The organism is Massilia aerilata, from assembly GCF_042656905.1.
In the GTDB taxonomy this organism is placed as follows: Bacteria; Pseudomonadota; Gammaproteobacteria; order Burkholderiales; family Burkholderiaceae_D; genus Telluria; species Telluria aerilata.
In genome coordinates, this window is sequence record NZ_JBHSMZ010000015.1 from 1 (window position 1) to 23,007 (window position 23,007).

At 65.9% G+C, this 23,007-nt stretch carries 21 protein-coding genes and 2 tRNA genes; 7 read left to right on the forward strand and 16 right to left on the reverse strand.

The window, feature by feature from the left end; all coding sequences use genetic code 11:
- Positions 1-76: 76 nt before the first annotated feature.
- From ACFPO9_RS17665 to ACFPO9_RS17680, 4 genes are all read right to left on the reverse strand, one after another.
- Positions 77-652, reverse strand: a complete 576-nt coding sequence (locus ACFPO9_RS17665; protein ID WP_379772810.1) for a hypothetical protein — start codon at positions 650-652, stop codon at positions 77-79.
- A 9-nt stretch (positions 653-661) separates the two neighbouring features.
- On the reverse strand, positions 662-1,846 hold the full coding sequence (locus tag ACFPO9_RS17670; protein ID WP_379772813.1) for a zinc-dependent alcohol dehydrogenase: 1,185 nt from the start codon (positions 1,844-1,846) through the stop codon (positions 662-664).
- A gap of 211 nt (positions 1,847-2,057) precedes the next feature.
- A complete protein-coding gene (ypfJ, locus tag ACFPO9_RS17675) occupies positions 2,058-2,924 on the reverse strand; it encodes a KPN_02809 family neutral zinc metallopeptidase (protein WP_379772816.1) in 867 nt (288 codons plus the stop codon).
- A 10-nt stretch (positions 2,925-2,934) separates the two neighbouring features.
- Positions 2,935-3,120, reverse strand: coding sequence for a hypothetical protein (locus tag ACFPO9_RS17680; protein ID WP_379772819.1), 186 nt, complete (start codon positions 3,118-3,120; stop codon positions 2,935-2,937).
- A gap of 141 nt (positions 3,121-3,261) precedes the next feature.
- Between ACFPO9_RS17680 and ACFPO9_RS17685 the strand changes: the two genes are divergently transcribed.
- Entirely contained in the window at positions 3,262-4,224 is a 963-nt protein-coding gene (locus tag ACFPO9_RS17685; RefSeq protein ID WP_379772821.1) for a methyltransferase, read from the forward strand.
- A gap of 60 nt (positions 4,225-4,284) precedes the next feature.
- On the opposite strand, the gene ACFPO9_RS17690 is transcribed toward ACFPO9_RS17685, so the two are convergent.
- From ACFPO9_RS17690 to ACFPO9_RS17725, 8 genes are all read right to left on the reverse strand, one after another.
- Positions 4,285-4,374: transfer RNA gene (locus ACFPO9_RS17690), tRNA-Ser, on the reverse strand.
- A gap of 236 nt (positions 4,375-4,610) precedes the next feature.
- Positions 4,611-4,700 (reverse strand) — tRNA-Ser (locus ACFPO9_RS17695).
- 68 nt (positions 4,701-4,768) lie between these two features.
- Positions 4,769-6,064, reverse strand: coding sequence for a serine--tRNA ligase (serS, locus tag ACFPO9_RS17700; RefSeq protein ID WP_379772824.1), 1,296 nt, complete (start codon positions 6,062-6,064; stop codon positions 4,769-4,771).
- Positions 6,065-6,170: 106 nt separating this feature from the next.
- Positions 6,171-6,371: a hypothetical protein gene (locus tag ACFPO9_RS17705; RefSeq protein WP_379772828.1), complete on the reverse strand. Its 201-nt coding sequence runs from the start codon at positions 6,369-6,371 to the stop codon at positions 6,171-6,173.
- Positions 6,372-6,503: 132 nt separating this feature from the next.
- A complete protein-coding gene (locus tag ACFPO9_RS17710) occupies positions 6,504-7,826 on the reverse strand; it encodes a replication-associated recombination protein A (RefSeq protein WP_379772831.1) in 1,323 nt (440 codons plus the stop codon).
- 36 nt (positions 7,827-7,862) lie between these two features.
- Complete coding sequence (locus tag ACFPO9_RS17715; RefSeq protein ID WP_379772833.1) at positions 7,863-8,504, reverse strand: energy transducer TonB; 642 nt, start codon at positions 8,502-8,504, stop codon at positions 7,863-7,865.
- Complete coding sequence (lolA, locus tag ACFPO9_RS17720; protein WP_379772835.1) at positions 8,501-9,139, reverse strand: outer membrane lipoprotein chaperone LolA; 639 nt, start codon at positions 9,137-9,139, stop codon at positions 8,501-8,503. The genes ACFPO9_RS17715 and lolA overlap by 4 nt, the downstream gene beginning before the upstream one ends.
- Positions 9,140-9,292: 153 nt before the next feature.
- A complete protein-coding gene (locus ACFPO9_RS17725) occupies positions 9,293-11,935 on the reverse strand; it encodes a DNA translocase FtsK (protein WP_379772837.1) in 2,643 nt (880 codons plus the stop codon).
- A 186-nt stretch (positions 11,936-12,121) separates the two neighbouring features.
- On the opposite strand from ACFPO9_RS17725, the gene trxB reads away from it, so the two are divergent.
- From trxB to ACFPO9_RS17745, 4 genes are all read left to right on the forward strand, one after another.
- The gene (gene trxB / locus ACFPO9_RS17730; RefSeq protein ID WP_379772840.1) at positions 12,122-13,075 is read left to right on the forward strand and encodes a thioredoxin-disulfide reductase; all 954 of its coding nucleotides are present in this window, start codon (positions 12,122-12,124) and stop codon (positions 13,073-13,075) included.
- A 41-nt stretch (positions 13,076-13,116) separates the two neighbouring features.
- A complete protein-coding gene (locus tag ACFPO9_RS17735; RefSeq protein WP_379772843.1) occupies positions 13,117-13,803 on the forward strand; it encodes a Smr/MutS family protein in 687 nt (228 codons plus the stop codon).
- 122 nt (positions 13,804-13,925) lie between these two features.
- Positions 13,926-16,136, forward strand: coding sequence for an ATP-binding protein (locus ACFPO9_RS17740; RefSeq protein WP_379772846.1), 2,211 nt, complete (start codon positions 13,926-13,928; stop codon positions 16,134-16,136).
- Positions 16,137-16,197: 61 nt separating this feature from the next.
- Positions 16,198-16,803 carry a trimeric intracellular cation channel family protein gene (locus ACFPO9_RS17745; RefSeq protein ID WP_230027170.1) on the forward strand — a complete coding sequence of 202 codons (606 nt, stop codon included), beginning with the start codon at positions 16,198-16,200 and terminating at the stop codon, positions 16,801-16,803.
- A gap of 3 nt (positions 16,804-16,806) precedes the next feature.
- On the opposite strand, the gene ACFPO9_RS17750 is transcribed toward ACFPO9_RS17745, so the two are convergent.
- From ACFPO9_RS17750 to ACFPO9_RS17760, 3 genes are all read right to left on the reverse strand, one after another.
- The gene (locus ACFPO9_RS17750) at positions 16,807-17,136 is read right to left on the reverse strand and encodes a response regulator (RefSeq protein WP_379772848.1); all 330 of its coding nucleotides are present in this window, start codon (positions 17,134-17,136) and stop codon (positions 16,807-16,809) included.
- A gap of 105 nt (positions 17,137-17,241) precedes the next feature.
- Complete coding sequence (locus ACFPO9_RS17755; protein WP_230027168.1) at positions 17,242-17,580, reverse strand: P-II family nitrogen regulator; 339 nt, start codon at positions 17,578-17,580, stop codon at positions 17,242-17,244.
- A gap of 21 nt (positions 17,581-17,601) precedes the next feature.
- On the reverse strand, positions 17,602-19,662 hold the full coding sequence (locus tag ACFPO9_RS17760; protein WP_379772851.1) for an NAD(+) synthase: 2,061 nt from the start codon (positions 19,660-19,662) through the stop codon (positions 17,602-17,604).
- 29 nt (positions 19,663-19,691) lie between these two features.
- Between ACFPO9_RS17760 and ACFPO9_RS17765 the strand changes: the two genes are divergently transcribed.
- Positions 19,692-20,828 (forward strand): GNAT family N-acetyltransferase, encoded by a 1,137-nt coding sequence (locus tag ACFPO9_RS17765; RefSeq protein ID WP_379772854.1) that lies wholly within the window; start codon positions 19,692-19,694, stop codon positions 20,826-20,828.
- Between the two features lie 71 nt (positions 20,829-20,899).
- Complete coding sequence (locus ACFPO9_RS17770; RefSeq protein WP_379773689.1) at positions 20,900-22,684, forward strand: thiamine pyrophosphate-requiring protein; 1,785 nt, start codon at positions 20,900-20,902, stop codon at positions 22,682-22,684.
- Here ACFPO9_RS17770 and ACFPO9_RS17775 read toward each other — a convergent pair.
- Positions 22,681-23,007 carry a cytochrome C oxidase subunit IV family protein gene (locus ACFPO9_RS17775; protein WP_379772857.1) on the reverse strand — a complete coding sequence of 109 codons (327 nt, stop codon included), beginning with the start codon at positions 23,005-23,007 and terminating at the stop codon, positions 22,681-22,683. The genes ACFPO9_RS17770 and ACFPO9_RS17775 overlap by 4 nt on opposite strands.

The window sequence follows — 23,007 nt, forward strand, 5'->3', positions numbered from 1 at the left end:
CTATAACCTCACGGCCAAACTGTAATGAACGCTTGCACAAAAGGGGGCGTCCATGTACGGGGACGACGTGCTTGGGTTAGCGGTCCTTGCGGCGCATCAGATAGACGGCGGTCCCGACCACCGCCGCGCCAATCGCCGCCTTCTTCACCAGCCCGGCCTTGTTGTGCTGCCATTCTGACTTGATGCCCATCTCGGCCAGCACGTTCGGCACCTTGCCCTTGGCCAGGTCTTCGCCGATGCCCTCGACCACGTTCACGCGGTCGGCGGCCAGCAGGATCAGCCAGTGGCGCATGTCGTTCTCGGACCAGCGGAAAGCCAGGCGGCGCAGCATGCCGGACAGGCCCTTGGGCGGCTGGACGGTGCCGAAGATCGGCGTGATGCCCGGACGCTCGGTCGAGGTCAGGATCTCGACGGTTTCCGGCTGCTGCGGCAGCTTGCCTTCGTGCGCATGGATGAAGCGCGGCGGGGTGCGCTCCATCGGCACGGCCGGACGGTTCTTGCGGTCCAGGTCCGCGCCCCAGCCCTTGATGTGGGCCAGCTGTTCGCGCGAGGGCCGCTGCGGCACCATCGGGTAATCCTGCTGGTGCTCGTCGGCGTGGCCGGTGTGGTGGTGCTGGTGCGAAGTTTCGTAGACTTGTTCGTGGGTTGGCATGGGGTCTCCTTAATGCAGTGCGCTGGCCTGGACGGCGCGGACCTCGTGGGCGCGCGGCGGAATGAGGATGGTCTTGATGCAGCCGTCCAGCTTGCTCGAGAAGATGTGATAGGCATCGGCCACTTCTTCCAGCGGTACGCGGTGGGTGATGATTTCCTTCGGATTCAGGCGCCCTTCGCGGATGTGCTCGATCAAGCGCGGCAGGTGGCGCTTGACGCTGGCCTGGTTGGCGCGGATCGTCAGGCCCTTGTTCAGCACGTTGCCCATCGGGACCATATTGAAGGTCGGGCCGTAGACGCCGACGATCGAGATATTGCCGCCCTTGCGCACCGAGTTGATGCACCAGTGCAGCACGATGGAGGAACCGGCCTGTGCCTTCATCAGGCGCCCGGTCAGGGTCTGGGCGATTGAGCCGGCAGCGTCGCCGCCCACGCAGTCGATGCAGACGTCGGCGCCCATCCAGTCCGTCATCTTCTTGATGTGCTCGGCCATGTCATTGACCTCGCGGAAATTGACCACTTCGCACTGGGCCCAGCGCTTGACGAATTCCAGCCGGTACTCGACCTCGTCGACCACGATCACGCGTCCCGCGCCCATCAGCCAGGCCGACTTGGCGGCGATGATGCCGATCGGGCCGGCGCCGAAGATCACCACGGTGTCGCCTTCCTTGATGTCGCCCATTTCCGCGGCCTGGTAGCCGGTCGGGGTGACGTCGGTGAGCAGCACGGCGTCGTCGTCATGGATGTCGTCCGGAATCACCATCGGGCCGACGTCGGCCATCGGCACCCGCACGTACTCGGCCTGGCCGCCGTCGTAGCCGCCGGCCGTGTGCGAATAGCCGTAGATGGCGCCGACCGCGGTCGATTCCGGATTCGTGTTGTGGCAATTCCCGTACAGTTCGTGCTGGCAGAAGAAGCAGGAGCCGCAGAAGACATTGAACGGCACCATCACCCGGTCGCCCACCTTCAGCGTCTGCACCTCGGCGCCGACGTCCTCGACCACGCCGATGAACTCGTGGCCGAAGGTATGGCCGACACGTGTATCCGGCACCATGCCGTGATACAGGTGCAGGTCGGAACCGCAGATGCAGGTACGCGTGACACGCACGATGGCGTCACCCGGGTGTTCGATGACCGGATCGGGCTTGTGGTCGGCGCGGACGCGATAAGGTCCCCGGTAATTCATTGCCAGCATAAATCCTCCTCGATGGTTAGCGGCCCGACTGCCGAGATCAGGCCTTTCACGGAACCTTATGTCAAAACGCTAAGAAAGGCGATATGCGGATGGAAACGTGCGCAGGGTTTTCGAACAATTAACTATGCAATTGTTTTTAAAGGGAAATTTCTTAAACTCTGGAAAGAAAAGCGGCCGCACACGGCGGCCGTTTCGATGGGAAACGAGGGCCTCAGAGCTGCCTTGCCTCGAAGGTATTACACTGCTCCACCGAGCCGGTCTGCAGACCCTTGGTGAACCAGCGCACGCGCTGCGCCGAGGTGCCGTGCGTGAAGGAGTCCGGCACCACCTCGCCGCTCGCCTGGCGCTGCAGGGCATCGTCGCCGATGGCGCTGGCCGCGGCCAGGGCCGACTCGACGTCGCCCTGTTCAATGATCTGCTTGGCCTCGTTGGTATGGTAGGCCCAGACGCCGGCGAAGCAGTCGGCCTGCAGTTCCACCCGCACCGACAGCGCGTTGGCCTCGGTCTCGGACAGGCGGTTGCGCATGCCGTCAACCTTGCCCGAGATGCCCAGCAGGTTCTGCACGTGGTGGCCGACCTCGTGGGCGATCACGTAGGCCTGGGTGAATTCGCCGCCGACCTTGAAGCGCTGCTGCATCATGCGGAAGAAGGTCAGATCGATGTAGACCTTGCGGTCGGCCGGGCAGTAGAACGGCCCGACAGCGGATTGCCCCATGCCGCAGCCCTCGGTCTTGGTGCTGTTGTCGTACAGCACCAGCACCGGCGGCTGGTAGCTCGCGCCGTTGGCCTTGAAGATCTGGGTCCAGGTGGTTTCGGTATAGCGCAGCACCGTGCGCACGAACTGGGTTTCCTGGTCGTTCGCGGGGGGATGCGAAGGCGCCTGCTGCACCTGGGCCGGCGAACCGCCGGACAGCAGGTTCAGGATGGTGCTCGGCGACACGCCGAAGAACCATGACCCGAGCAGCGCAATGACGATCGAGCCGATCCCCACCGTGCCGCCGCCGATACCGAAGCCGCCGCCACCGGCGCCGCGGCGGTCCTCCACGTTATTACTCTGTTCGTCACCTTGCCAACGCATCGTCTTCTCCTTATCGCCCGGGCGGGCGCCTGAGGTTCACGGCCCCTCTTTGTTCCCGCGCATCCTTGTTGCGGAATTCCTCATCGACCGCCAGGCCCGCACGCTGCTCGTCATGCAGCTCGCGCTCATGGCGTTCGCGTTCGACCTCACGGTCCAGGCGCGCCTTCGACGCGGCCTCGTACATTCTCGTGCTCATGGTGTTCCTCCCGTTGCGCCAGTATGCGCAAGCAGGCACACCGGGTATGTTCGAACCTTCACATATGCTCGATTTTAATGGAAGGTCCGCTATGTTCGCTCGCGCACGGAGCGGCCTCGCGACGCCCGTCATGCTGGCGCCATGACCCTCGAACTTCGCTCTCCAGCCGCCCTTGCCGCCCTTGGCCGCCGCCTGCGCGACCGGGGCTTCCACTTCACCACCGTCACCCCGGCTACCCACCGGCGCGTCAACCGGCGCGCGGAAAACGCCTGGGCCCACGGCCTGCGCGACGTGTTCGGCTGGAGCCGGCCCTATCGCGAGGGCGTGCTGCCGGACGAGCTCGATATCCTGCTGGTGGAAAGCGGACTCCGCGAGGACATCGAACAGGACGGCAAGGCCGGCCACCGCGCGCGCATCCGCGCCTCGAGCATGGGCCGCCAGCTCTATTTCCACTCGGCCTTTCCAACCATTGACGACGACGCCGTGTTCTTCGGCCCCGACACCTACCGCTACGTGGCCGCCCTGAAGCGTGCGCTGGCCTCGCCGCTGCTGGGCCGCACCGTGCGCCGCGCGGTCGACATCGGCTGCGGCGCGGGTCCGGGCGCCATCGAGCTGGCGCTGTGCTGCCCGGACGCCACCGTCTACGCCGCCGACATCAACGCGGATGCGCTCGCACTCACCGAAGTCAACGCCGAGCTGAACGGCGCCACCAGGCTCATCCCCTGCCGCAGCAACCTGCTGGACGGCGTCGACGGCCACTTCGACCTGGTGATGTCGAACCCGCCCTACATCCTCGACCCGGACGAGCTGCCCTACCGCCACGGCGGCGGCGAACATGGGGCCGAGCTGTCGATCCAGATCGTCAAGGCCGGTCTTTCACGGCTGCACCCTGGTGGCAGTCTGCTGCTGTACACCGGGGTCGCCATCGTCGCCGGCGAGGATCCCTTCCTGGCGGCGATCCGGCCGCTGCTGGACGAGGCCTGCGGGAAATGGCGCTATGAAGAGTTGGATCCGGACATCTTCGGCGGCCAGCTGGCGTGCGAAGGCTATGAAAAGGTGGAGCGGATTGCGGCGGTGTGCTTGCATGCGGTGAAGCGGGGGTGATGCCTCCTGCAAGCGCAGGAAACAAAAAGGGCTCCCGAAGGAGCCCTTTTTGCTTGATGCTGGCGGAGAGGGTGGGATTCGAACCCACGGTACGGTCACCCGTACGCCTGATTTCGAGTCAGGTACATTCGACCACTCTGCCACCTCTCCTGGTAACCGGTCGCTGCATTCGCGAGAGCACGCATTATAGGGGGTGGTTGGGTTTCTCGCAAGGTGCTTTGCCGCGTATCTTTCAGCACTGGAAAGTCAGAGTAACGAACGCGCGCCCTCGGCGCGCGGCGCTGCCGCCCCTTCGGGCGGGCAGGACCGTAGGTCCAGCCCTTCGAATCCCACCCTCTCTCGCCAAAAAACAAAAGGCTCCCGATGGGAGCCTTTTGTTTTTAAACTGGCGGAGAGGGTGGGATTCGAACCCACGGTACGGTCACCCGTACGCCTGATTTCGAGTCAGGTACATTCGACCACTCTGCCACCTCTCCTGGTAACCGGTCGCTGTATTCGCGAGAGGCCACATTATAGCAGCCTCTTGCGAAAACGGAAGAGCTATTTAAGCAGCTGGGACCAGACGCTCCAGCCCGCCCATGTAGGGACGCAGCACTTCCGGCACGACCACGCTGCCATCCGCCTGCTGGTAGTTCTCCAGCACCGCCACCAGCGTACGGCCGACCGCCAGGCCGGAGCCGTTCAGGGTGTGGACGAGCTCCGGCTTGTTGCTGGCGTTGCGGAAGCGGGCCTGCATGCGGCGGGCCTGGAAGGCTTCGGTGTTCGACAGCGAAGAGATCTCGCGGTAGGTGTTCTGCGCCGGCAGCCAGACTTCCAGGTCGTAGGTCTTGGCGGCGCCGAAGCCCATGTCGCCGGTGCACAGGGACATCACGCGGTAGGGCAGGCCCAGGCTCTTCAGGATGAACTCGGCGTGGCCGACCATCTCTTCGAGAGCTTCGTACGATTTTTCCGGATGCGCGATCTGCACGAGCTCAACCTTGTCGAACTGGTGCTGGCGGATCATGCCGCGGGTGTCGCGGCCGTAGCTGCCGGCTTCCGAGCGGAAGCACGGCGTGTGGGCGGTGACCTTGAGCGGCAGCTGGTCCAGCGCCACGATTTCGTCGCGCACCATGTTGGTCAGCGAGACTTCCGAGGTCGGGATCAGGTAGAAGTTCTCGCCCTCGCCTTCGACGCCGCCCTTCTTCACGGCGAACAGGTCTTCGCCGAACTTCGGCAGCTGGCCGGTGCCGCGCAGCGAGGCTTCGTTGACCATGTAGGGGGTATAGCACTCGGTATAGCCGTGCTGGCCGGTGTGGGTGTCCAGCATGAACTGGGCCAGCGCGCGGTGCATTCTGGCAATGCCGCCCTTCATGACCGAGAAGCGCGAGCCGGTCAGCTTGGTCGCGGTATCGAAGTCAAGTCCCAGCGGGGCGCCGACGTCGACGTGGTCCTTGACCTCGAAATCGAACTGGCGCGGGGCGCCGACCTTGCGTACTTCGACGTTGCCGCTTTCGTCCTGGCCGACGGGCACGGATTCGTGCGGCAGGTTCGGGATCGCTTCCATGAAGCGCGCCAGCTTCTCCTGCACGCCGGCGAGGGCCGTTTCGTTGGCCTTCAGCTCGTCGCCGATGCCGGCCACTTCCGCCATCACGGCGCTGGTGTCTTCGCCTTTGCCCTTCAGCATGCCGATCTGCTTGGACAGGCTGTTGCGCTTGCCCTGCAGTTCCTCGGTGCGCGTCTGGATCGCCTTGCGCTCAGCCTCGAGGGCGTTGAAGCCGGCGACGTCGAGCTGGAACTTGCGGGTCGCCAGCCGGGCGGCGACGGTGGCTATGTCTTTGCGGAGAAGTTGGATGTCAATCATGTCGGGGTGTGCGTTGCGATTGGTTTTATCGAATGCGCAATTGTACCAAGCCGACAGCCTCCAGGTCCGCGAGTTTCTTCGATCGATTCCTCGACCGGTCCCGCGCTTAGTTCAGGGCGGCTTTCTCGGCGGCGCTCAGGCGATGGGCCTTGACCATGACCACCGGCACGTTTGCGTCGATGACGGCGGCGGCCGGCGCGGCGCGGACGACTTCCGGGGCCTGTGCCGAGGCCACGGCGTAGCTGGCGAAATTGGTCACGACGGCGGCGACGATGAAGACGGCTTCGAGGTTTTTACGCAGTTTCATGATGTGCTCCTTTGGGTTCGGTTGATTCGTTGGATGCTTCGGTATGGTTGAACTTTACCGATTCGAACCCCGGACCTCCACCGGCTTGCGATGGATTGCCCAAAACACGGCATGAACTGCGAAAAAGCGGCCCTATTCGTCCTTGTTCTCTCCACGCGCCTCGTCGTCCAGGCCGCGCAGCCAGGCCAGCTTGTCCGCGATCTTGGCCTCGATCCCGCGCGGCACCGGCTGGTACCAGCCCGGTTCCGGCATCCCGTCGGGCAGGTAGGTTTCGCCGGCCGCGTAGGCGTTCGGCTCGTCGTGCGCGTAGCGGTAGGCGTGGCCGTAGCCGAGTTCCTTCATCAGCCTGGTCGGGGCATTGCGCAGGTGGACCGGCACCTCGCGCGATTTATCTTTCTTCACGAAGGCCATGGCGGCGTTGAAGGCGTTGTAGCCGGCATTGCTCTTGGCGGCGACGGCGAGGTAAATGACGGCCTGGCCGAGCGCCAGCTCGCCTTCCGGCGATCCGAGCCGCTCGTAGGTCGCGGCGGCATCGTTGGCGAGCTGGATCGCGCGCGGGTCGGCGATGCCGATGTCTTCCCAGGCCATGCGCACGATGCGGCGCGACAGGTACTTGGCGTCCGCGCCGCCGTCCAGCATGCGGCACAGCCAGTACAGGGCCGCGTCCGGATGCGAGCCGCGCACCGATTTATGCAGGGCCGAGATCTGGTCATAAAAATTGTCGCCGCCCTTGTCGAAGCGGCGCGCGTTCAGGGTCAGCGCGTTCTCGACGAACTCGCGCGTGATATGCGTGACGCCGGCGGTGTCGGCCGAGGTCTTGGTTTGCTCGAGCAGGTTCAGGAAGCGCCGGGCGTCGCCGTCCGCGTAGCCGACCAGGGTTTCGACCGCGACCTCGTCGAACTGCAGGTCCTGCAGCACACGCTCCTGGGCGCGCTTGAGCAGCTGGCGCATCTCGTCGTCGTCCAGGGCCTTCAGCACATACACCTGGGAGCGCGACAGCAGCGCCGAGTTGACCTCGAAGGACGGGTTCTCGGTGGTGGCGCCGATCAGGGTCACGAGCCCGGATTCCACGAAGGGCAGCAAGGCATCCTGCTGCGACTTGTTGAAGCGGTGGATCTCGTCGATGAAGAGGATGGTGTGCTTGCCGCCGGCCAGGAAGTGCTCGGCCTGTTCGATCGAGGCGCGGATATCCTTCACGCCCGACAGCACCGCGGACAAGGCGATGAATTCGCAGTCGAAGGCGTTCGCGGTCAGGCGCGCCAGCGTGGTCTTGCCGACGCCCGGCGGGCCCCACAGGATCATCGAGTGCGGGCGGCCCGACTGGAACACCAGGTTCAGCGGCTTGCCCGGCCCCAGCAGGTGGCTCTGGCCGATGACTTCGGCGATGGTCTTGGGGCGCAGGGCTTCGGCCAGCGGTGCTGCGGGTTCGTTTCTGAAAAGGTCGCGGTTGTCCATGGGGCGTAGTGTAGCCGAACGGACGCCCGGCGGTGCTCAGCGCAGCAGCACGCGGCCATACACCGTGTCGGTGCGCTGCCCCTTGAGCTCCGGGTCGAAGCCGAAGCGGCAGCTTTCCACATACTTGATGAGCGCGTCGAAGGTCTGCGCCGGCAGGACCACGCCTTCGGTCTTGACGCCGCGCGGCTGGCCCTGCGCGTCGACCAGCAGGCGCACCTTGACGCCATCCGTGCCGCTCGGCTTGCCGTCGTAGGCCCGGAAGCCGGCAAAGCGGCCGCTGGCCGGGCAGCTGCCCGGCACCAGGTGCGGGCGGAGGCTGTGTTCGCCGTCGAGGCTCCAGACGTACTGCACCGGCAGCGAAGCCCCGCCGGCCCTCGCCGCCTGTCCGGGCGGGAAGCTGCAGGCCTGGAGGGTGCGGATCGCGGCGTCGTCGAGCAGCGCCCAGCCGCTCGATTTGGCGACCTCGACCGCGCTCACGCCGCCGCCGGGCGCCAGCTTGAAGCGCAGGGTGCTGATGCCTTCGAGTTCGTAGCGGATCGCTTCGCGCGGGTATTGCGGCCCCGGACAGGACCGGGGTGGCGTCACGGTGGTGGGCGCCGGCGGCGCCTGGGCCGCGGCGGGTGCTGCCTGAACCGTCGCCAAGGCCGCCATCGCCAGCGCGGCAAGGCCATGCCTCACTGGCTGACCACTTCGGCCCCTTTCGGCACCTCGAACTTGAACTGCTGGGCGCCCAGCTGCGGGTTGCGCTGGAAGCTGGTGAACTTCAGCACCGAGGTCTGGCCGAAGGAATCCTTCAGCTCCATCGCCTGCGGCACCCCGTCCTTCATGCCGATACCGATGCTTTCGAAGCTGGTGTCCTTGGCTTTCGGGGTGGCGGTCATCCACTCGAGGCCGTCGCGGGCGCCGGCCTCGGCAAGGGTGAAGTTCTTTTCCAGGTCGTTACTGCCGAACAGGATCGCGGCCGGCGAACTGCCCAGGGCGTTGCCGAGCTTGCGCGTGGTGACCTGGTTCAGGTCCTTGTCGTAGACGTAGAGCATGTCGCCGTCGGCCTGCAGCACCTGCTCGTAGGGCTTCTGGTAGGTCCAGATGAACTTGCCGGGGCGGGCGAACACGAAGGTCCCGGTCGACGGCGGCGGGGCCTTGGCGCCCGGCTTGCTGCGGAGCTGGGTCTGGGTGAAGTCGCCGCGGGCGGCCTTGGTGCCGGCGACGAAGGATTTGAACTGGTCGAGGGCGCCGGCGTTCGCGGCGCCGCTCAGGGCAAGGGTGGTGGCGGCCAGCAGGCCGGCCAGGGTGAGTTTCAGCTTCATGGTCATCGATATTGTCCTTATTAATATGTTCATGAAGGCGGCGAGGCGATTCGGGCGGCGGTTGGATGCGTGGGCACGTTCGCATTGAGGCCCCCGGCCTCAATGCCCCACCTTACCCGCACTTGGGTTCCCGCCTTCGCGGGAACGACGGGTGGTGTATTACTCCGTGCTGGTCGCCGGCACCAGGATGTCGCGGTTGCCGTTCGACTGCATCGGCGAGACCAGCCCGCTCTGCTCCATCTGTTCGATCAGGCGGGCCGCGCGGTTGTAGCCGATGCGCAGGTGGCGCTGCACCAGCGAGATCGAGGCCTTGCGGTTCTTCAGCACCACTTGCACGGCCTGGTCGTACAGGGCGTCGGATTCGCCGCCGCCCTCGCCCGCTTGCGCGCCGTCCGCGCCGCCGCCCCCCTCTTCGAGCGTGCCGCCTTCGAGGATGCCTTCAATGTAATTCGGTTCGCCTGTCGACTGCAGATGTTTTACAACTCGATGCACTTCGTCGTCGGAGACGAAGGCGCCGTGCACGCGGACCGGCAGGCCGGTCCCCGGCGGCATGTAGAGCATGTCGCCCATGCCCAGCAGGGTCTCGGCGCCCATCTGGTCGAGAATCGTGCGCGAGTCGATCTTGGACGAGACCTGGAACGCGATGCGGGTCGGGATGTTCGCCTTGATCAGGCCCGTGATCACGTCCACCGACGGACGCTGGGTCGCCAGGATCAAGTGGATGCCGGCGGCGCGCGCCTTCTGCGCGATACGGGCGATCAGTTCCTCGACCTTTTTGCCGACCACCATCATCAGGTCGGCCAATTCGTCGATGATGATGACGATGGTCGGCAGCTTCTCCAGCGGCTCGGGATTGTCCGGCACGATCGAGAACGGATTCGGGATGTGCTCTTCGCGCTTGGCGGCTTCGAGGATCTTGGCGTTGTAGCCGGCCAGGTTGCGCACGCCCAGCTTCGACATCAGCTTATAGCGGCGTTCCATCTCGTTCACCGCCCAGTTCAGCGCGTGGCCGGCCTGGCGCATGTCGGTGACGACCGGCGCCAGCAGGTGCGGGATGCCTTCGTACACCGACATCTCCAGCATCTTCGGGTCGATCAGGATCAGGCGCACGTCGTCCGGATCGGATTTGTAGAGCAGCGACAGGATGGTGGCGTTGATGCCGACCGACTTGCCGGAACCGGTGGTGCCCGCCACCAGCAGGTGCGGCATCTTGGCCAGGTCGGCGATGACCGGCTTGCCGGCGATGTCCTTGCCCAGCGCGACCGTCAGCGCCGAGGCGCTGTCGCCATACACCTTGGAGCCGACGATCTCCGACAGGCGCACGATCTGGCGTTTCGGGTTCGGCAGCTCGAGCGCCATGTAGTTCTTGCCGGGGATGGTCTCGACCACGCGGATCGAGGTCAGCGACAGCGAACGCGCGAGGTCGCGCGCCAGGTTGACGATCTGGCTGCCCTTCACGCCGGTGGCCGGCTCGATCTCGTAGCGGGTCACGACCGGACCCGGGTAGGCGGCGACCACCTTGGCTTCGACGCCGAAGTCGGACAGCTTCTTCTCGATCAGGCGGCTGGTGAATTCCAGGGTCTCGACGGCCACCGTTTCCTGGGCCGGCGGGGCTTCGTCCAGCAGGCCGATCGGCGGCAGCGGCGAATCGCCCGGCATGCCCTGGAACAGCACGTTCTGCCTTTCCTTCTCGGCGCGCTCGGAGCGCGGTACGCTGACCACCTGGGGCTCGATCTTGATCGGCGCCGGCGCGGCCGCAGATGCGGATGCCGCCGCGGATACCGGCGCGGCCGGGGGCGGCGTGAACGCCGGCTCGCGCGCGGCGGGCGCACGCGGCGTCACCACGCCATCCTCGTCGACCTCGTCGTCCAGCATCGGCTCGGCGCGCGGCTCGATCTTGGCGTCCGGCTTCGGCTCCTTCGCGGCCTTGTCGCCTTTCGCGGACACCCTGGACATCACCTTGGCCAGGAAGCCCGGCGCCGCGGTCTCGTCGCCCTCCTCCATCTGCGGCTCGGCCTTCGCGGCCGGGGCGGCGTGCTTCTCGACGTACTTGGCGCGCTCGTTCACCACGACTTCATCGCGGCGGCTGGCCGCGACCTCGCCGTGGCGGCGGTCTTCGCGGTCCTCGATGCGCAGGCGGAACCAGTCCACGCTGGCCTCGACCGAGGCGCCGATGCGCTCGGCCACCGCCAGCCAGGACACCTGGAAATACCAGGAGAAGCCCAGGCCGAACAGCAGGAGCAGCAGCAGCGTGGCGCCGGTGAAGCCGAAGGCGGTGTGCGCGCTGTGGCCGATCAGCTGGCCCAGCACGCCGCCGGGGGCGCGCGGCAGCTCGACTTTCAGGGTCCACATGCGCAGGTATTCGAGGCCGACGCTGCCCGCGAACATGAGCGCGAAGCCGATCCAGCGGATCACCGCCTCGCCCTGGTGCTCCGGCTCGGGCTCGGCGGCTTCGATCACGAAACGGTTGTGCAGTCGGCGGTAGCCCTTCCACACGGCGCGCGCGAAGCAGACGCACAGCCACCAGGCGGAAAAGCCGAAGATGAACAGCAGCAGGTCGGCCAGCCAGGCGCCGGCGCGGCCGCCCAGGTTGACCACGTGGGGCACGACGGCCTCATGCGACCAGCCCGGATCGGCCTTGTTATAGCTGAGCAGGATCAGGACGAAGTACAGCAGGGCCGCGGCCGTGGCCAGCCAGCGCGCTTCCGACAGCAGGCGCACCAGCCGGTTCGGCATCGGTTGCCGGGGCGGCGCGGGCTTGCGGGTATAGGTCGAAGTTGTCGATTGACTATTCTTGCTCATGCTGATTGAAACGGATGCTGCGGGGTTGTTTCCCCAAAGATCGACCATTCTAAGCGATATATTGCTGACAGGCCCCATGATTCATGCTTGGTTACACGATCGACTATAATGTCCGCCACACAAGCACTTGATAAAGCGGCTTTTCAGCCCCAGTTTCCCTCCTCACCAATAAGACGAATTCCTGCAATGACCACTCGCAAACACGCCAAAGTCCTGATCCTCGGTTCCGGCCCCGCCGGCTATAGCGCCGCCGTCTACGCCGCCCGCGCCAACCTGAATCCGATGCTGGTGACCGGCGTCGAACAGGGTGGCCAGCTGATGACCACGACCGACGTCGAGAACTGGCCGGGCGATCCGCTGGGCGTCCAGGGCCCGGAACTGATGCAGCGCCTGCTGCAGCACGCCGAGCGTTTCAATACCGAGATCGTGTTCGACCATATCCACACGACCTTCCTGAACGAGAAGCCGATCCGCCTGGTGGGCGATTCGCACGAGTTCACCTGCGACGCCCTGATCATCGCCACCGGCGCCTCGGCCCAGTACCTTGGCCTGTCGAGCGAGCAGGAATTCATGGGCAAGGGCGTGTCGGCCTGCGCCACCTGCGACGGCTTCTTCTACCGTAACCAGGAAGTCGCGGTGATCGGCGGCGGCAATACCGCGGTCGAGGAAGCGTTGTACCTGTCCAACATCGCCAGCAAGGTCACCCTGATCCACCGCCGCGACAAGTTCCGCGCCGAGCCCATCCTGGTCGACCGCCTGATGCACAAGGTCGAGGAAGGCAAGATCGTGCTGGAACTGAACCAGACCCTGGACGAGGTGCTGGGCGACGCCAGCGGCGTGACCGGCCTGCGCCTGAAATCCAGCGCTGGCGACGCCACCAAGGATCTGACCGTGCACGGCCTGTTCGTGGCGATCGGCCACAAGCCGAACACCGGCATCTTCGACGGCCAGCTGGAAATGCACAACGGCTACATCAAGACCCGCAGCGGCACCGAGGGCATGGCCACCGCGACCAGCGTCGAAGGCGTGTTCGCGGCCGGCGACGTGCAGGACCATGTCTACCGCCAGGCGATCACCTCGTCGGGCACGGGCTGCATGGCGGCCCTGGATGCCCAGCGCTATCTGGAAGCACTCGAGTAATTAACTTGGGCCCCCGCCTGCGCGGGGGCGACGTGCCGGCTATGAAAGAGTTCAGCGATCTCAAATCCTTGCGCGACCAGCTCAAGGAAGACCAGCGCCAGCGCGCCATCGAAAAGGCCGTCCGCGAGCGGCGCGAACGTATCGAGCGTGAACGCGCGGTCGAGTTCCATGCCGCCGTGAAGGACGTCACGCCGATGCCGGAGTCGGACCGCTACGTCTGGCGCCCGGCCCAGGAAGCCGAGCTGCGCGCCCTGGCCACCGGCCAGCGCGCCCCGCAATTCCGCACCGACGAGGAAGAAATCGCAGCGGTGCTGAAGGAATCGATGCTGTCCGACCAGTTCGACGTCGAGGGCCTGCTCGACGAAGATCCGACCCTCAGCTGGGCCGCGCCCGGCGTCGGCCCGGATGTCGTCAAGCGCCTGCGCAAGCGCCACTGGCAGGTGGAAGATGAACTCGACCTGCACGGCTACACGCGCGACCTGGCGCGGCGCATGGTCGATGCCTTCCTGCGCCGTTCGACCAGGAACGGGGTGCGCTGCGTGCGCATCATCCACGGCGTCGGCTACGGCTCGGCGGGCGGCGAGCCGGTCCTGCGCGGCATGGTGCACAGCTGGCTGGTGCAAACCGCCGAGACGGTCGCCTTTTGCGTGGCGAACCGTGCCGACGGCGGCAATGGCGCGCTGATCGTCCTGTTGCGCCCGGCTCTTGAAGAAGACCGCAAGGGATAGCAGCTAAAATCCCTTCATTGTCGCGTTCTACTGAAGAACCGACGACGTCTCATGGACGAAACCTGTAATATGCACGCTAAGCGGAACCGTGGTGGTTTTTGCATGAGAAGGGATGATGCGAATTGAAGTCCAGTACCCCCGTGCCGATGGGCACCCCGGCGCGTGTCGACCTGCTTACCTGTGCAGATGAACCGATCCACGTACCGGGTTCGATCCAGCCGCATGGAGCGCTGATCTTCTTCACCATGGGCGGCGAAGTGGAAGGCTGGAGCGAAAACGCCGCTGCGATGCTCGCCCTGCCGCTCGAAGCCGGCCGCCCTTTCGGCGCGCTCGGCCTGGCCGGCGAAGTCACTGAACTGATCCAGGAATGCCTGGACAACATGAGCGAAGGCGAAACCGCGCCGATGTTCACCCCCATCGTGCTCGGCGAGGCCGACTACGACTGCGTGGTGCACGCCCACGCGGACCGCGTCATCGCCGAGTTCGAGGCGCGCGAGCTCGCCTCCGACACCGTCGCCCAGTTCGCCGTCAAGGCCCACAGTTCGATCGACCGCCTGCGCCGCCAGAAATCGGTCGAGGCCCTGCTTGAAACCGCCGTGCGCCAGGTGCGCGAGTTCACCGGCTTCGACCGCGTGATGGCCTACCGCTTCCGCAGCGACGACAGCGGCGACGTGGTGGCCGAGGCGCGCCGCGAGGACCTCGCGCCCTTCCTCGGCCAGCGCTATCCGGCCGGCGACATCCCGCCCCAGGCGCGCCGCCTGTACGTGCTGAACACCCTGCGCATGATCGCCGACGTCACCTACCACGCCGTGCCCCTGCTCGGCGCGCCGGGCAGCGCGTCGCTGGACCTGAGCTTCGCGGTGCTGCGCAGCGTCTCGCCGATCCACATCGAATACCTGCAGAACATGGGCGTCGGCGCCTCGATGAGCGTGTCGATCATTGTCAACGGCCGCCTGTGGGGCCTGATCGCCTGCCACCACATGTCGCCAAAGCGGGTGCCCTACTCGATCCGGATGGCGGCCGACGTACTGGCCCAGGTGATCGCCTCCACAGTGCAGAGCCTGGAATCGCGCGAGGAATCCGGCCTGGTCGAACGCGCCGCCAAGGTGCGCACCAGCCTGGTCGAATCGCTGCTGCTGGAAGAAGACCCGCTCGAAGCCCTGATCGAGCACGCTGACGGCATGATGGAAGCCGTGGGTGCGCAGGCCATGATCGCCACCCAGTTCGGCCGCGTGGTCTGCCGCGGCATCGACCAGGACTGCGGCGAGCGGATCGTCGCCGCGCTGCCCGACACCACGCATGAACTCTTGACGCGCCGCTGCCTTGGCGACTGGCCGGAGGAGGCGCGTGACAAGCTGGGAAAGTGGGTTGGCCTGCTTGGGCTGCCCTACGACCCGCCCAGCAGCGGCTGGTGCCTGCTGCTGCGCCATGAGCAGATCGAGGAAGTCGCGTGGGGCGGCAAGCCCGACAAGAGCCGGCAGATCGGTCCGCTGGGCGAGCGCCTGACGCCGCGCGGTTCCTTCGACGCCTGGCACGAAACGGTGCGCGGCTGCGCCCACGAATGGGAAGACGGCGTCATCACGCACGCGCGCATGACCCTGGTCGAGCTGGCGCGGGTCTCGAACGCGCGCCGCGCCCAGACCGAAGCCACGCGCGCCCAGCTGCTGGCGATGCTGGGCCACGACCTTCGCGACCCGCTGCACTCGATCAACATGGCCGGCATGGTGCTGGAAAAGACCCAGACCGGCGACAAGAGCACCACCCTGGGCAAGCGCATCCAGTCGTCCAGCAACCGCATGCAGCGCATGATCGGCCAGGTACTCGACATGAGCCGCATCGACCGCGGCCTGACGCTGGGCGTGACCCTGGAGCCGGTGGACCTGGCGGCGCTGGTCGAGGACATGGTGGAAGAGGCGCGGCTGGCCTACCCGACCATCGTCTACGAGCTGGGCGTCGACAGCCCGGCCACGGTGATGGCCGACAGCGGCCGCCTGAGCCAGGTGCTGTCCAACCTGCTGAGCAATGCGCGCCACCACGGCGAGCCGAACCAGCCGATCGCGATCCGCCTGTGGCAGGACGGCGGCGAGGCCCTGGTCTCGGTGGCCAACGCCGGCGCGGCGATCCCGCACGAGATCGAGGCCAGCATGTTCAATCCCTTCAAGCGCAGCTCGCTGAACAACCCGCGCAACCGCACCGGCATGGGCCTGGGCCTGTACATCGCCCAGCAGATCGTGCGCGAGCACCAGGGCGAGATCGATTACCGCCACGACGACGGCGCCGCCGGCGGCCGTGTGCTGTTCACCGTCAGGCTTCCTTTGGCGCAGCCGGCATAGCGCGCTTACACTGTCGGGCTTGGCATGTTAGTCTAGCAACATCGCCACTCGCCCACATTGCATGAGACTGGTCACCGTCATTGAAATCACCGCCGTCCTGGTCGGCGCGTTCTCGGGCTTCATCGAGGCGCGCCGCAAGCGCATGGACCTGGTCGGCGTGTTCACCGTCGCCTTCATCGCCGCATTCGGCGGCGGCACCCTGCGCGACATCCTGCTCGACAGGCGGCCGCTGTTCTGGGTACAGCACCAGGAATACGCGATCCTGATCTTCGTGCTGGCGCTGGTGGCCTCGCCCTTGATGAAGACCTTGCGCCACATCGTTTCCGAACGCTTGATCGTGATCGCCGATGCCCTGGGTCTCGGCCTGTTCTCCGTCGCCGGCGTGTCTTCGGCACTGGAGGCCCACATGCCGATCTTCATTGCCTCGATGATGGGTGTGATCACCGGGATCTTCGGCGGGGTGCTGCGCGACATCGTCTGCAACGAAGTGCCGATGGTGTTCCGGGACGGCAAACCCTATGCGATCTGCGCCTTCCTCGGCTGCTGGCTGTTCCTGCTGATGGGGATGTATGGCATTCCCAGGGAGTTCGCCCTGTGGTCGAGCGCCTTCTTCATCAGCGGCCTGCGCCTGCTGACCTGGCGCTTCAATGTGCAGGTGGGCCGCTGATTTTCAGAGCACGGCCTGGAGATGTTCGACCAGGGTCTCGAGCGAGACCGGCTTGGGAAAGAACGCGACTTCGGCCAGGGTCGGGCCGACGTCGATCGGGTTGGCCGAGATCATCACGGCCGGCAAGCCGGGTTGCAGTGCGCGCAGGCGGCGCAGCAGTTCGTCGCCGTTCATGCCCGGCATCTTGTAGTCGGTGATGACCAGGTCGGGCAGGTCCGCCTGGAAGCTTGCCAGCGCCTGTTCCCCGCTATGGGCCACCGACACGCGGTAACCCTTGATCGCCAGGTAGCGCTCGAAAACGTAGCCGACCGCCTCTTCGTCGTCGACTACCAATATGTGTTTATCCGTCAACTCATTCACGCATCAGCCAGGCCTTCGGCCCGTGTAACATTTAAACAATGAATGTAACATGAGGCCGGCAGCCAGGACAAGAGCGATTCAGACGGCGTCCGGGCCGGTCTCCCCTGTGCGAATACGGATCACCTGCTCCACTTCCTGCACGAAGATCTTGCCGTCGCCGATCTTGCCGGTGCGTGCGGCCTTGATGATGGCGTCCACCACCTGCTCCGTCATGTTGTCGTCGACCACGACCTCGATTTTTACCTTTGGCAAAAAATCGACCACGTACTCGGCGCCGCGGTACAGCTCGGTATGGCCCTTCTGGCGGCCGAAGCCTTTCACTTCGGTCACGGTCAGGCCGGTGACGTTCACTTCGGCCAGCGCCTCGCGCACTTCGTCCAGCTTGAAGGGTTTGATCACACAGGTAATTTGTTTCATCGCTTACTCCTCATTGAATGATTATTCTTGGTCTGGAATCCGGGCCAGCTGGTCCATCCACACCGTGGCTTCCGAATCGCTGGGCGCGCGCCAGTCGCCGCGCGGCGAAAGCGAGCCGCCGTTGCCGACCTTCGGCCCGTTCGGCACGCAGGAGCGCTTGAACTGGCTGGTCTTGAAGAAGCGCCACAGGAAGATGCCCAGGTTTTTCTTGATCGCCGCGAGACCGTATTCGTTGCGCGCCGGGCTGCCGCCTTCCGGCCACGGGCCCACGCCGCGGTCGCGCCAGGCGCTGTACGAGAGGAAGGCGACCTTGGTCGGCGCGAAGCCGTAGCGCAGGATGTAGTAGAGATTGAAGTCCTGCAGCTCGTAGGGGCCGATGAAGTCTTCCGTCACCTGGGCCGGCTTGCCCTGCTCGCCGGTCTTGCCCGGCACCAGCTCCGGGCTGATCTCGGTTTCCAGCACCTTGATCAGGACGTCGGCGCCCGACTCCCCGATCTGCTGCGTGTCCGCCACCCAGCGCACCAGGTGCGAGATCAGGGTCTTCGGCACGCTGGCGTTCACGTTGTAGTGCGACATGTGGTCGCCCACGCCGTAGGTGCACCAGCCCAGCGCCAGCTCCGACAGATCGCCGGTGCCGATCACGATCGCATGATGGTGGTTCGCCAGCCGGAACAGGTGGGAGGTGCGTTCGCCCGCCTGCACGTTCTCGAAGGTGACGTCGTATTCTTCCTTGCCCTCGGCGTAAGGGTGGCCGAGGTCCTTCAGCATCTGGATGCAGCTGGGGCGGATGTCGATTTCGTGGGCGGTGGCGCCGACCACTTCCATCAGCTGGCGCGCCTGGTCCAGCGTGCGCTGGCTGGTGGCGAAGCCCGGCATGGTATAGGCGAGGATGTTGGTGCGCGGCAGGCCGAGGCGGTCCATCGCCTTGGCGCAGACCAGCAGCGCATGGGTCGAGTCCAGCCCGCCCGAGATGCCGATCACGACCTTCTGGTGGCCGGACGATTGCAGGCGCTGCAGCAGGGCCTGGACCTGGATGTTATAGACCTCGGTGCAGCGCTCGTCGCGCCGTTTGCCGTCCGCCGGCACATAGGGGAAGCGCTCGATGGTACGGCGCAGCGGCAGGTCCCGATCGAGCGGCAGTTCGAGCGCGAAGCGGGTGCTGCGGAATTTCCCGACCTCGCCGGCATGGCGGCGCACCGACTGCGCAAAGGTGGTCGTGTGCATGCGGTCGAGCGAGAGCCGCTCCAGGTCGACGTCCGCGAAGATCAGGTGCGACGCCTGCAGGAAGCGCTCGGACTGGGCCAGCAGGTCGCCCTTTTCGTAGATCAGGGACTGGCCGTCCCAGGACATGTCGGTGCTCGATTCGCCGAGGCCGGCCGAGGTGTACAGGTAGGCCGCCAGGCAGCGCGCCGACTGCTGGCTGACCAGCTGGTGCCGGTAGCCGCTCTTGCCCACCACCACGTTCGAGGCCGACAGATTGACCAGCACGGTGGCGCCGGCCAGGGCCGCGAAGGAGGACGGCGGCACCGGCACCCAGACGTCTTCGCAGATCTCGACGTGGAAGCGGAACAGCGGCAGGTTTTCCAGCTCGAACAGCTGCTCCGGACCGAAAGGCACGTCCTGTCCAAGCAGCGTAATACGGTCCACGGCCGCGTTGTCCGCCGCACTGAACTGCCGGCTTTCGTAAAATTCGCCATAATTGGGCAGGTAGCACTTCGGCACCACGCCCAGGATGCGGCCGCCGGCCACCACCACCGCGCAATTGAACAGCACATGGTTCACGCGCAGCGGCGCGCCGACGACCATGGCCAGCGGCAGGGTTTTCGAGGCCTCGACGACCTCGGCCAGGGCGTCGATGACGGCCTCGAGCAGCGCACGCTGGTGGAACAGGTCGTCGCAGCTGTAGGCGGACAGGCCCAGTTCCGGAAAGGCGACCAGCACGGCGCCCTGCTCCGCGGCTTCCTTCGCCAGGCGCAGCGTCTCCTGGACGTTGAAGGCGGGGTCGGCGACGCGGCAGCGCGGGCTGGCCACTGCAACGCGCGCAAAGTCGTGCGAGTACAGATTGAAGAATCGCTTGTCCATGTTCAGCTTTTCATTATTCGGAAGTCATCTTGAATTATCGCACGCATATCGCTTCCTCTTTGCTTGAAGTCGGCCAGGCCGCCTGGGACGCCCTGGTAGCCCGGCAGTCCAGCGCCAACCCTTTTCTCTCCTACGCCTTCCTGCACGCCCTGCACGAATCCGGCAGCGCCACCCCGGAGACCGGCTGGCAGCCGCAATTCATCGTCCTGTATGAAGGCGAGACCCTCGCCGCCGCCCTGCCGCTCTACGTGAAAGGCCACTCCTACGGCGAATACGTGTTCGACTGGGCCTGGGCCGACGCCTACCAGCGCAACGGCCTCGAGTACTACCCGAAGCTGCTGAGCGCGATCCCCTTCACGCCGGTGACGGGGCCGCGCCTGATGGCGGTCGACGCCAGCGCGCGCGCCGCCCTGGTCGCCGTGCTGCAGGGCATCCAGCAGGCGTCCGAGGTGTCCTCGACCCATATCCTGTTCCCGCCCGAGGAAGAGGCCCGGCAGCTGGCCGAGGCAGGCTACCTGCTGCGGAGCGGCGTGCAGTTCCACTGGATGAACGCGGGCTACGCGTCCTTCGACGCCTTCCTGGCCACGCTGGAGCAGAAGAAGCGCAAGAACATCCGCGCCGAGCGGCGCAAGGTGCTCGAGGCGGGCATCACCATGCGGCGGGTGCGCGGCGTCGATGCCACGGATGCCGACTGGCGCTTCTTCACGCGCTGCTACCGCCACACTTATGCCGAGCATTTCTCGAAGCCTTATCTGAACCTGGACTTCTTCCGGCGCATCGGGCGCGAGATGCCCGGGAATCTGCTGCTGGTCCTGGCCGAACGCGAGGGCGAACCGATCGCGGCCTCGCTGGTGGTACACGACGAGACCACGCTCTACGGCCGCTACTGGGGCGCTTTGGAACACGTGCCCTGCCTGCACTTCGAGACCGCCTACTACCAGCCGCTGGAATTCTGCATCGAGCAGAAGATCCAGGTGTTCGAGGGCGGCGCCCAGGGCGAGCACAAGATGGCGCGCGGCTTCCTGCCGACCCGGACCTGGTCGGCGCACTGGCTGAAGCATCCGAGCTTTGCGGACGCGGTCGAGCGCTTCCTGGAGCGGGAGAGTGGCGGGATCGACGAGTATATCGATGAGTTGAATGAGCGGAATCCGTTCAAGTCAGCCTAACGGAACGCGGCCCTTCTCGGCACGATGCTAAGCTTTTCCCACGGCTTTGAGCGCAAACTGAGGAGAACAGCATAAGCAAGACCGTCGGTGATTTCTTCGTCGAACGCCTGTACGAATGGGGTGTGCGCACCATCTTCGGCTACCCCGGCGACGGCATCAACGGCGTGCTGGGCGCCCTCCAGCGTGCGAAGCACAAGATCGAATTCATCCAGGTGCGGCATGAAGAGATGGCCGCCTTCATGGCTTCGGCCCACGCCAAGTTCACCGGCCAGCCAGGCGTCTGCCTGTCGACCGGCGGTCCCGGCGCGGCCCACCTGGTGACTGGGTTGTATGACGCCAAGCTGGACCACATGCCGGTGCTGGCCATCTGCGGCCAGGCCGCGCAGACCGCGCGCGGCGCCCACTACCAGCAGGAAGTCAATCTCGACCGCATGTTCCAGGACGTGGCCGACTACGTGCACGAGGCGGCCGTACCCTCGCAGGTGCGGCACCTGCTCGACCGTGCGATGCGCACTGTCCTCGGCCGCAACGGCATCGGCGTGCTGGTGCTGCCCAACGACCTGCAGGAAAAGCCGTATGAAGACCCGCCGCGCAAGCACGGCTCCGTGTTCTCCGGCGTCGGCTACAGCAAGCCGCGCATCGTGCCCCATGACGCTGACCTACGGCGCGCGGCCGAGGTCCTCAACGCCGGCAAGAAGGTGGCGATCCTGGTCGGCGCCGGCGCCCTGCACGCCACCGACGAAGTCATCGCCGTGGCCGACCGCCTGCATGCCGGTGCTGCCAAGGCCCTGCTGGGCAAGGCCGCCCTGCCCGACGACCTGCCCTGGGTCACGGGCTCGATCGGCATCCTCGGCACCAAGGCCAGCTGGGACATGATGACCCACTGCGACACCCTGCTGATGATCGGCACCGGCTTTCCCTACGCCGAATTCCTGCCCGAGGAAGGCAAGGCGCGCGCCGTGCAGATCGACATCGACCCGACCATGCTCGGCATCCGCTACCCGGCCGAGGTCAACCTTCACGGCGACAGCGCCGAAACCCTGCGCCTGCTGCTGCCGCTGCTGGAACAGAAGGACGGCGACTGGCGCCGCCACGTCGAGCAGCAGGTCAAGGAGTCCTGGGAACTGCTCGAGAACCGCGCGCTGCAGCCGGCCAATCCCGTCAATCCGCAGCGCGTGGCCTGGGAGCTGTCGCCGCAGTTGCCGGCGGATGCCATCGTCACCAGCGACTCCGGCTCCTGCGCCAACTGGTTCGCGCGCGATTTGCGCGTCAGGCGCGGCCAGATGTATTCCTTGTCCGGCGGCCTGGCCTCGATGGGCGCAGCGGTGCCCTACGCGATCGCGGCCAAGTTCGCGCACCAGGACCGGCCCGTGATCGCGCTGGTCGGGGACGGCGCCATGCAGATGAATAACATGGCCGAGCTGATCACGGTGGCCAAGTACTGGCGCCTGTGGAAGGACCCGCGCTGGATCGTCTGCGTCTTCAACAACCAGGACTTGAACCAGGTGACCTGGGAGCAGCGCGTCATGGAGGGCAACCCGAAGTTCGAGGCCACCCAGCAGATCCCGGACGTGCCCTACCACCGCTTTGCGGAGCTGATCGGCCTGAAGGGCATCTATTGCGACAACCCGGCGGAAGTCGCCACCGCCTGGCGCGAGGCCTTCGCGTCCGACCGTCCGGTGGTGCTGGAATTCAGGACCGATCCCGAGGTGCCGCCGCTGCCCTCGCACATCACGCTGGAGCAGGCCAAGGCCTTCATGGGCGCCATCGTCAAGGGCGATCCGAAGGAAGGCTCGATGCTGGCCGGGGTCGCGCGCCAGGTGTTGAGCAGCATTCTTCCGAAAGATAAAGACTAGCGCGATCCCAGTCTCGGCGCCACCGTCGAAGGCTGCTGCCACGGCGCCGGCGCTTCGGTGCGGGTAGCATAGTCGGCGCCGGACAGCAGGAACAGCAGGGCCATGGTCGCCAGGCCCGCCAGCGCCGTCATGCGCAGCAGCGGATGACCGGCGCGCAGGCGCATGAAAACCACCGCCACCAGCAGCGCCTTCACGACAGCCACCGCCAGGCCGGTCGCGGTATTGATCCAGCCCAGCGGGATCCAGGCCGTGGCGGCGCTCAGCGCCAGCAGGGCCAGCAGCGCCAGCCAGGTCAGGACCAGGGGACGAATGCCGCGTTCCAT

Bases quoted from the DNA above. Each gene is read 5' to 3' on its own strand.
- ACFPO9_RS17665 (WP_379772810.1), bottom strand. From the start codon at position 652: ATGCCAACCCACGAACAAGTCTACGAAACTTCGCACCAGCACCACCAC.
- ACFPO9_RS17670 (WP_379772813.1), bottom strand. From the start codon at position 1,846: ATGCTGGCAATGAATTACCGGGGACCTTATCGCGTCCGCGCCGACCAC.
- ypfJ (WP_379772816.1), bottom strand. From the start codon at position 2,924: ATGCGTTGGCAAGGTGACGAACAGAGTAATAACGTGGAGGACCGCCGC.
- ACFPO9_RS17680 (WP_379772819.1), bottom strand. From the start codon at position 3,120: ATGAGCACGAGAATGTACGAGGCCGCGTCGAAGGCGCGCCTGGACCGT.
- ACFPO9_RS17685 (WP_379772821.1), top strand. From the start codon at position 3,262: ATGACCCTCGAACTTCGCTCTCCAGCCGCCCTTGCCGCCCTTGGCCGC.
- serS (WP_379772824.1), bottom strand. From the start codon at position 6,064: ATGATTGACATCCAACTTCTCCGCAAAGACATAGCCACCGTCGCCGCC.
- ACFPO9_RS17705 (WP_379772828.1), bottom strand. From the start codon at position 6,371: ATGAAACTGCGTAAAAACCTCGAAGCCGTCTTCATCGTCGCCGCCGTC.
- ACFPO9_RS17710 (WP_379772831.1), bottom strand. From the start codon at position 7,826: ATGGACAACCGCGACCTTTTCAGAAACGAACCCGCAGCACCGCTGGCC.
- lolA (WP_379772835.1), bottom strand. From the start codon at position 9,139: ATGACCATGAAGCTGAAACTCACCCTGGCCGGCCTGCTGGCCGCCACC.
- ACFPO9_RS17725 (WP_379772837.1), bottom strand. From the start codon at position 11,935: ATGAGCAAGAATAGTCAATCGACAACTTCGACCTATACCCGCAAGCCC.
- trxB (WP_379772840.1), top strand. From the start codon at position 12,122: ATGACCACTCGCAAACACGCCAAAGTCCTGATCCTCGGTTCCGGCCCC.
- ACFPO9_RS17735 (WP_379772843.1), top strand. From the start codon at position 13,117: ATGAAAGAGTTCAGCGATCTCAAATCCTTGCGCGACCAGCTCAAGGAA.
- ACFPO9_RS17745 (WP_230027170.1), top strand. From the start codon at position 16,198: ATGAGACTGGTCACCGTCATTGAAATCACCGCCGTCCTGGTCGGCGCG.
- ACFPO9_RS17755 (WP_230027168.1), bottom strand. From the start codon at position 17,580: ATGAAACAAATTACCTGTGTGATCAAACCCTTCAAGCTGGACGAAGTG.
- ACFPO9_RS17760 (WP_379772851.1), bottom strand. From the start codon at position 19,662: ATGGACAAGCGATTCTTCAATCTGTACTCGCACGACTTTGCGCGCGTT.
- ACFPO9_RS17775 (WP_379772857.1), bottom strand. From the start codon at position 23,007: ATGGAACGCGGCATTCGTCCCCTGGTCCTGACCTGGCTGGCGCTGCTG.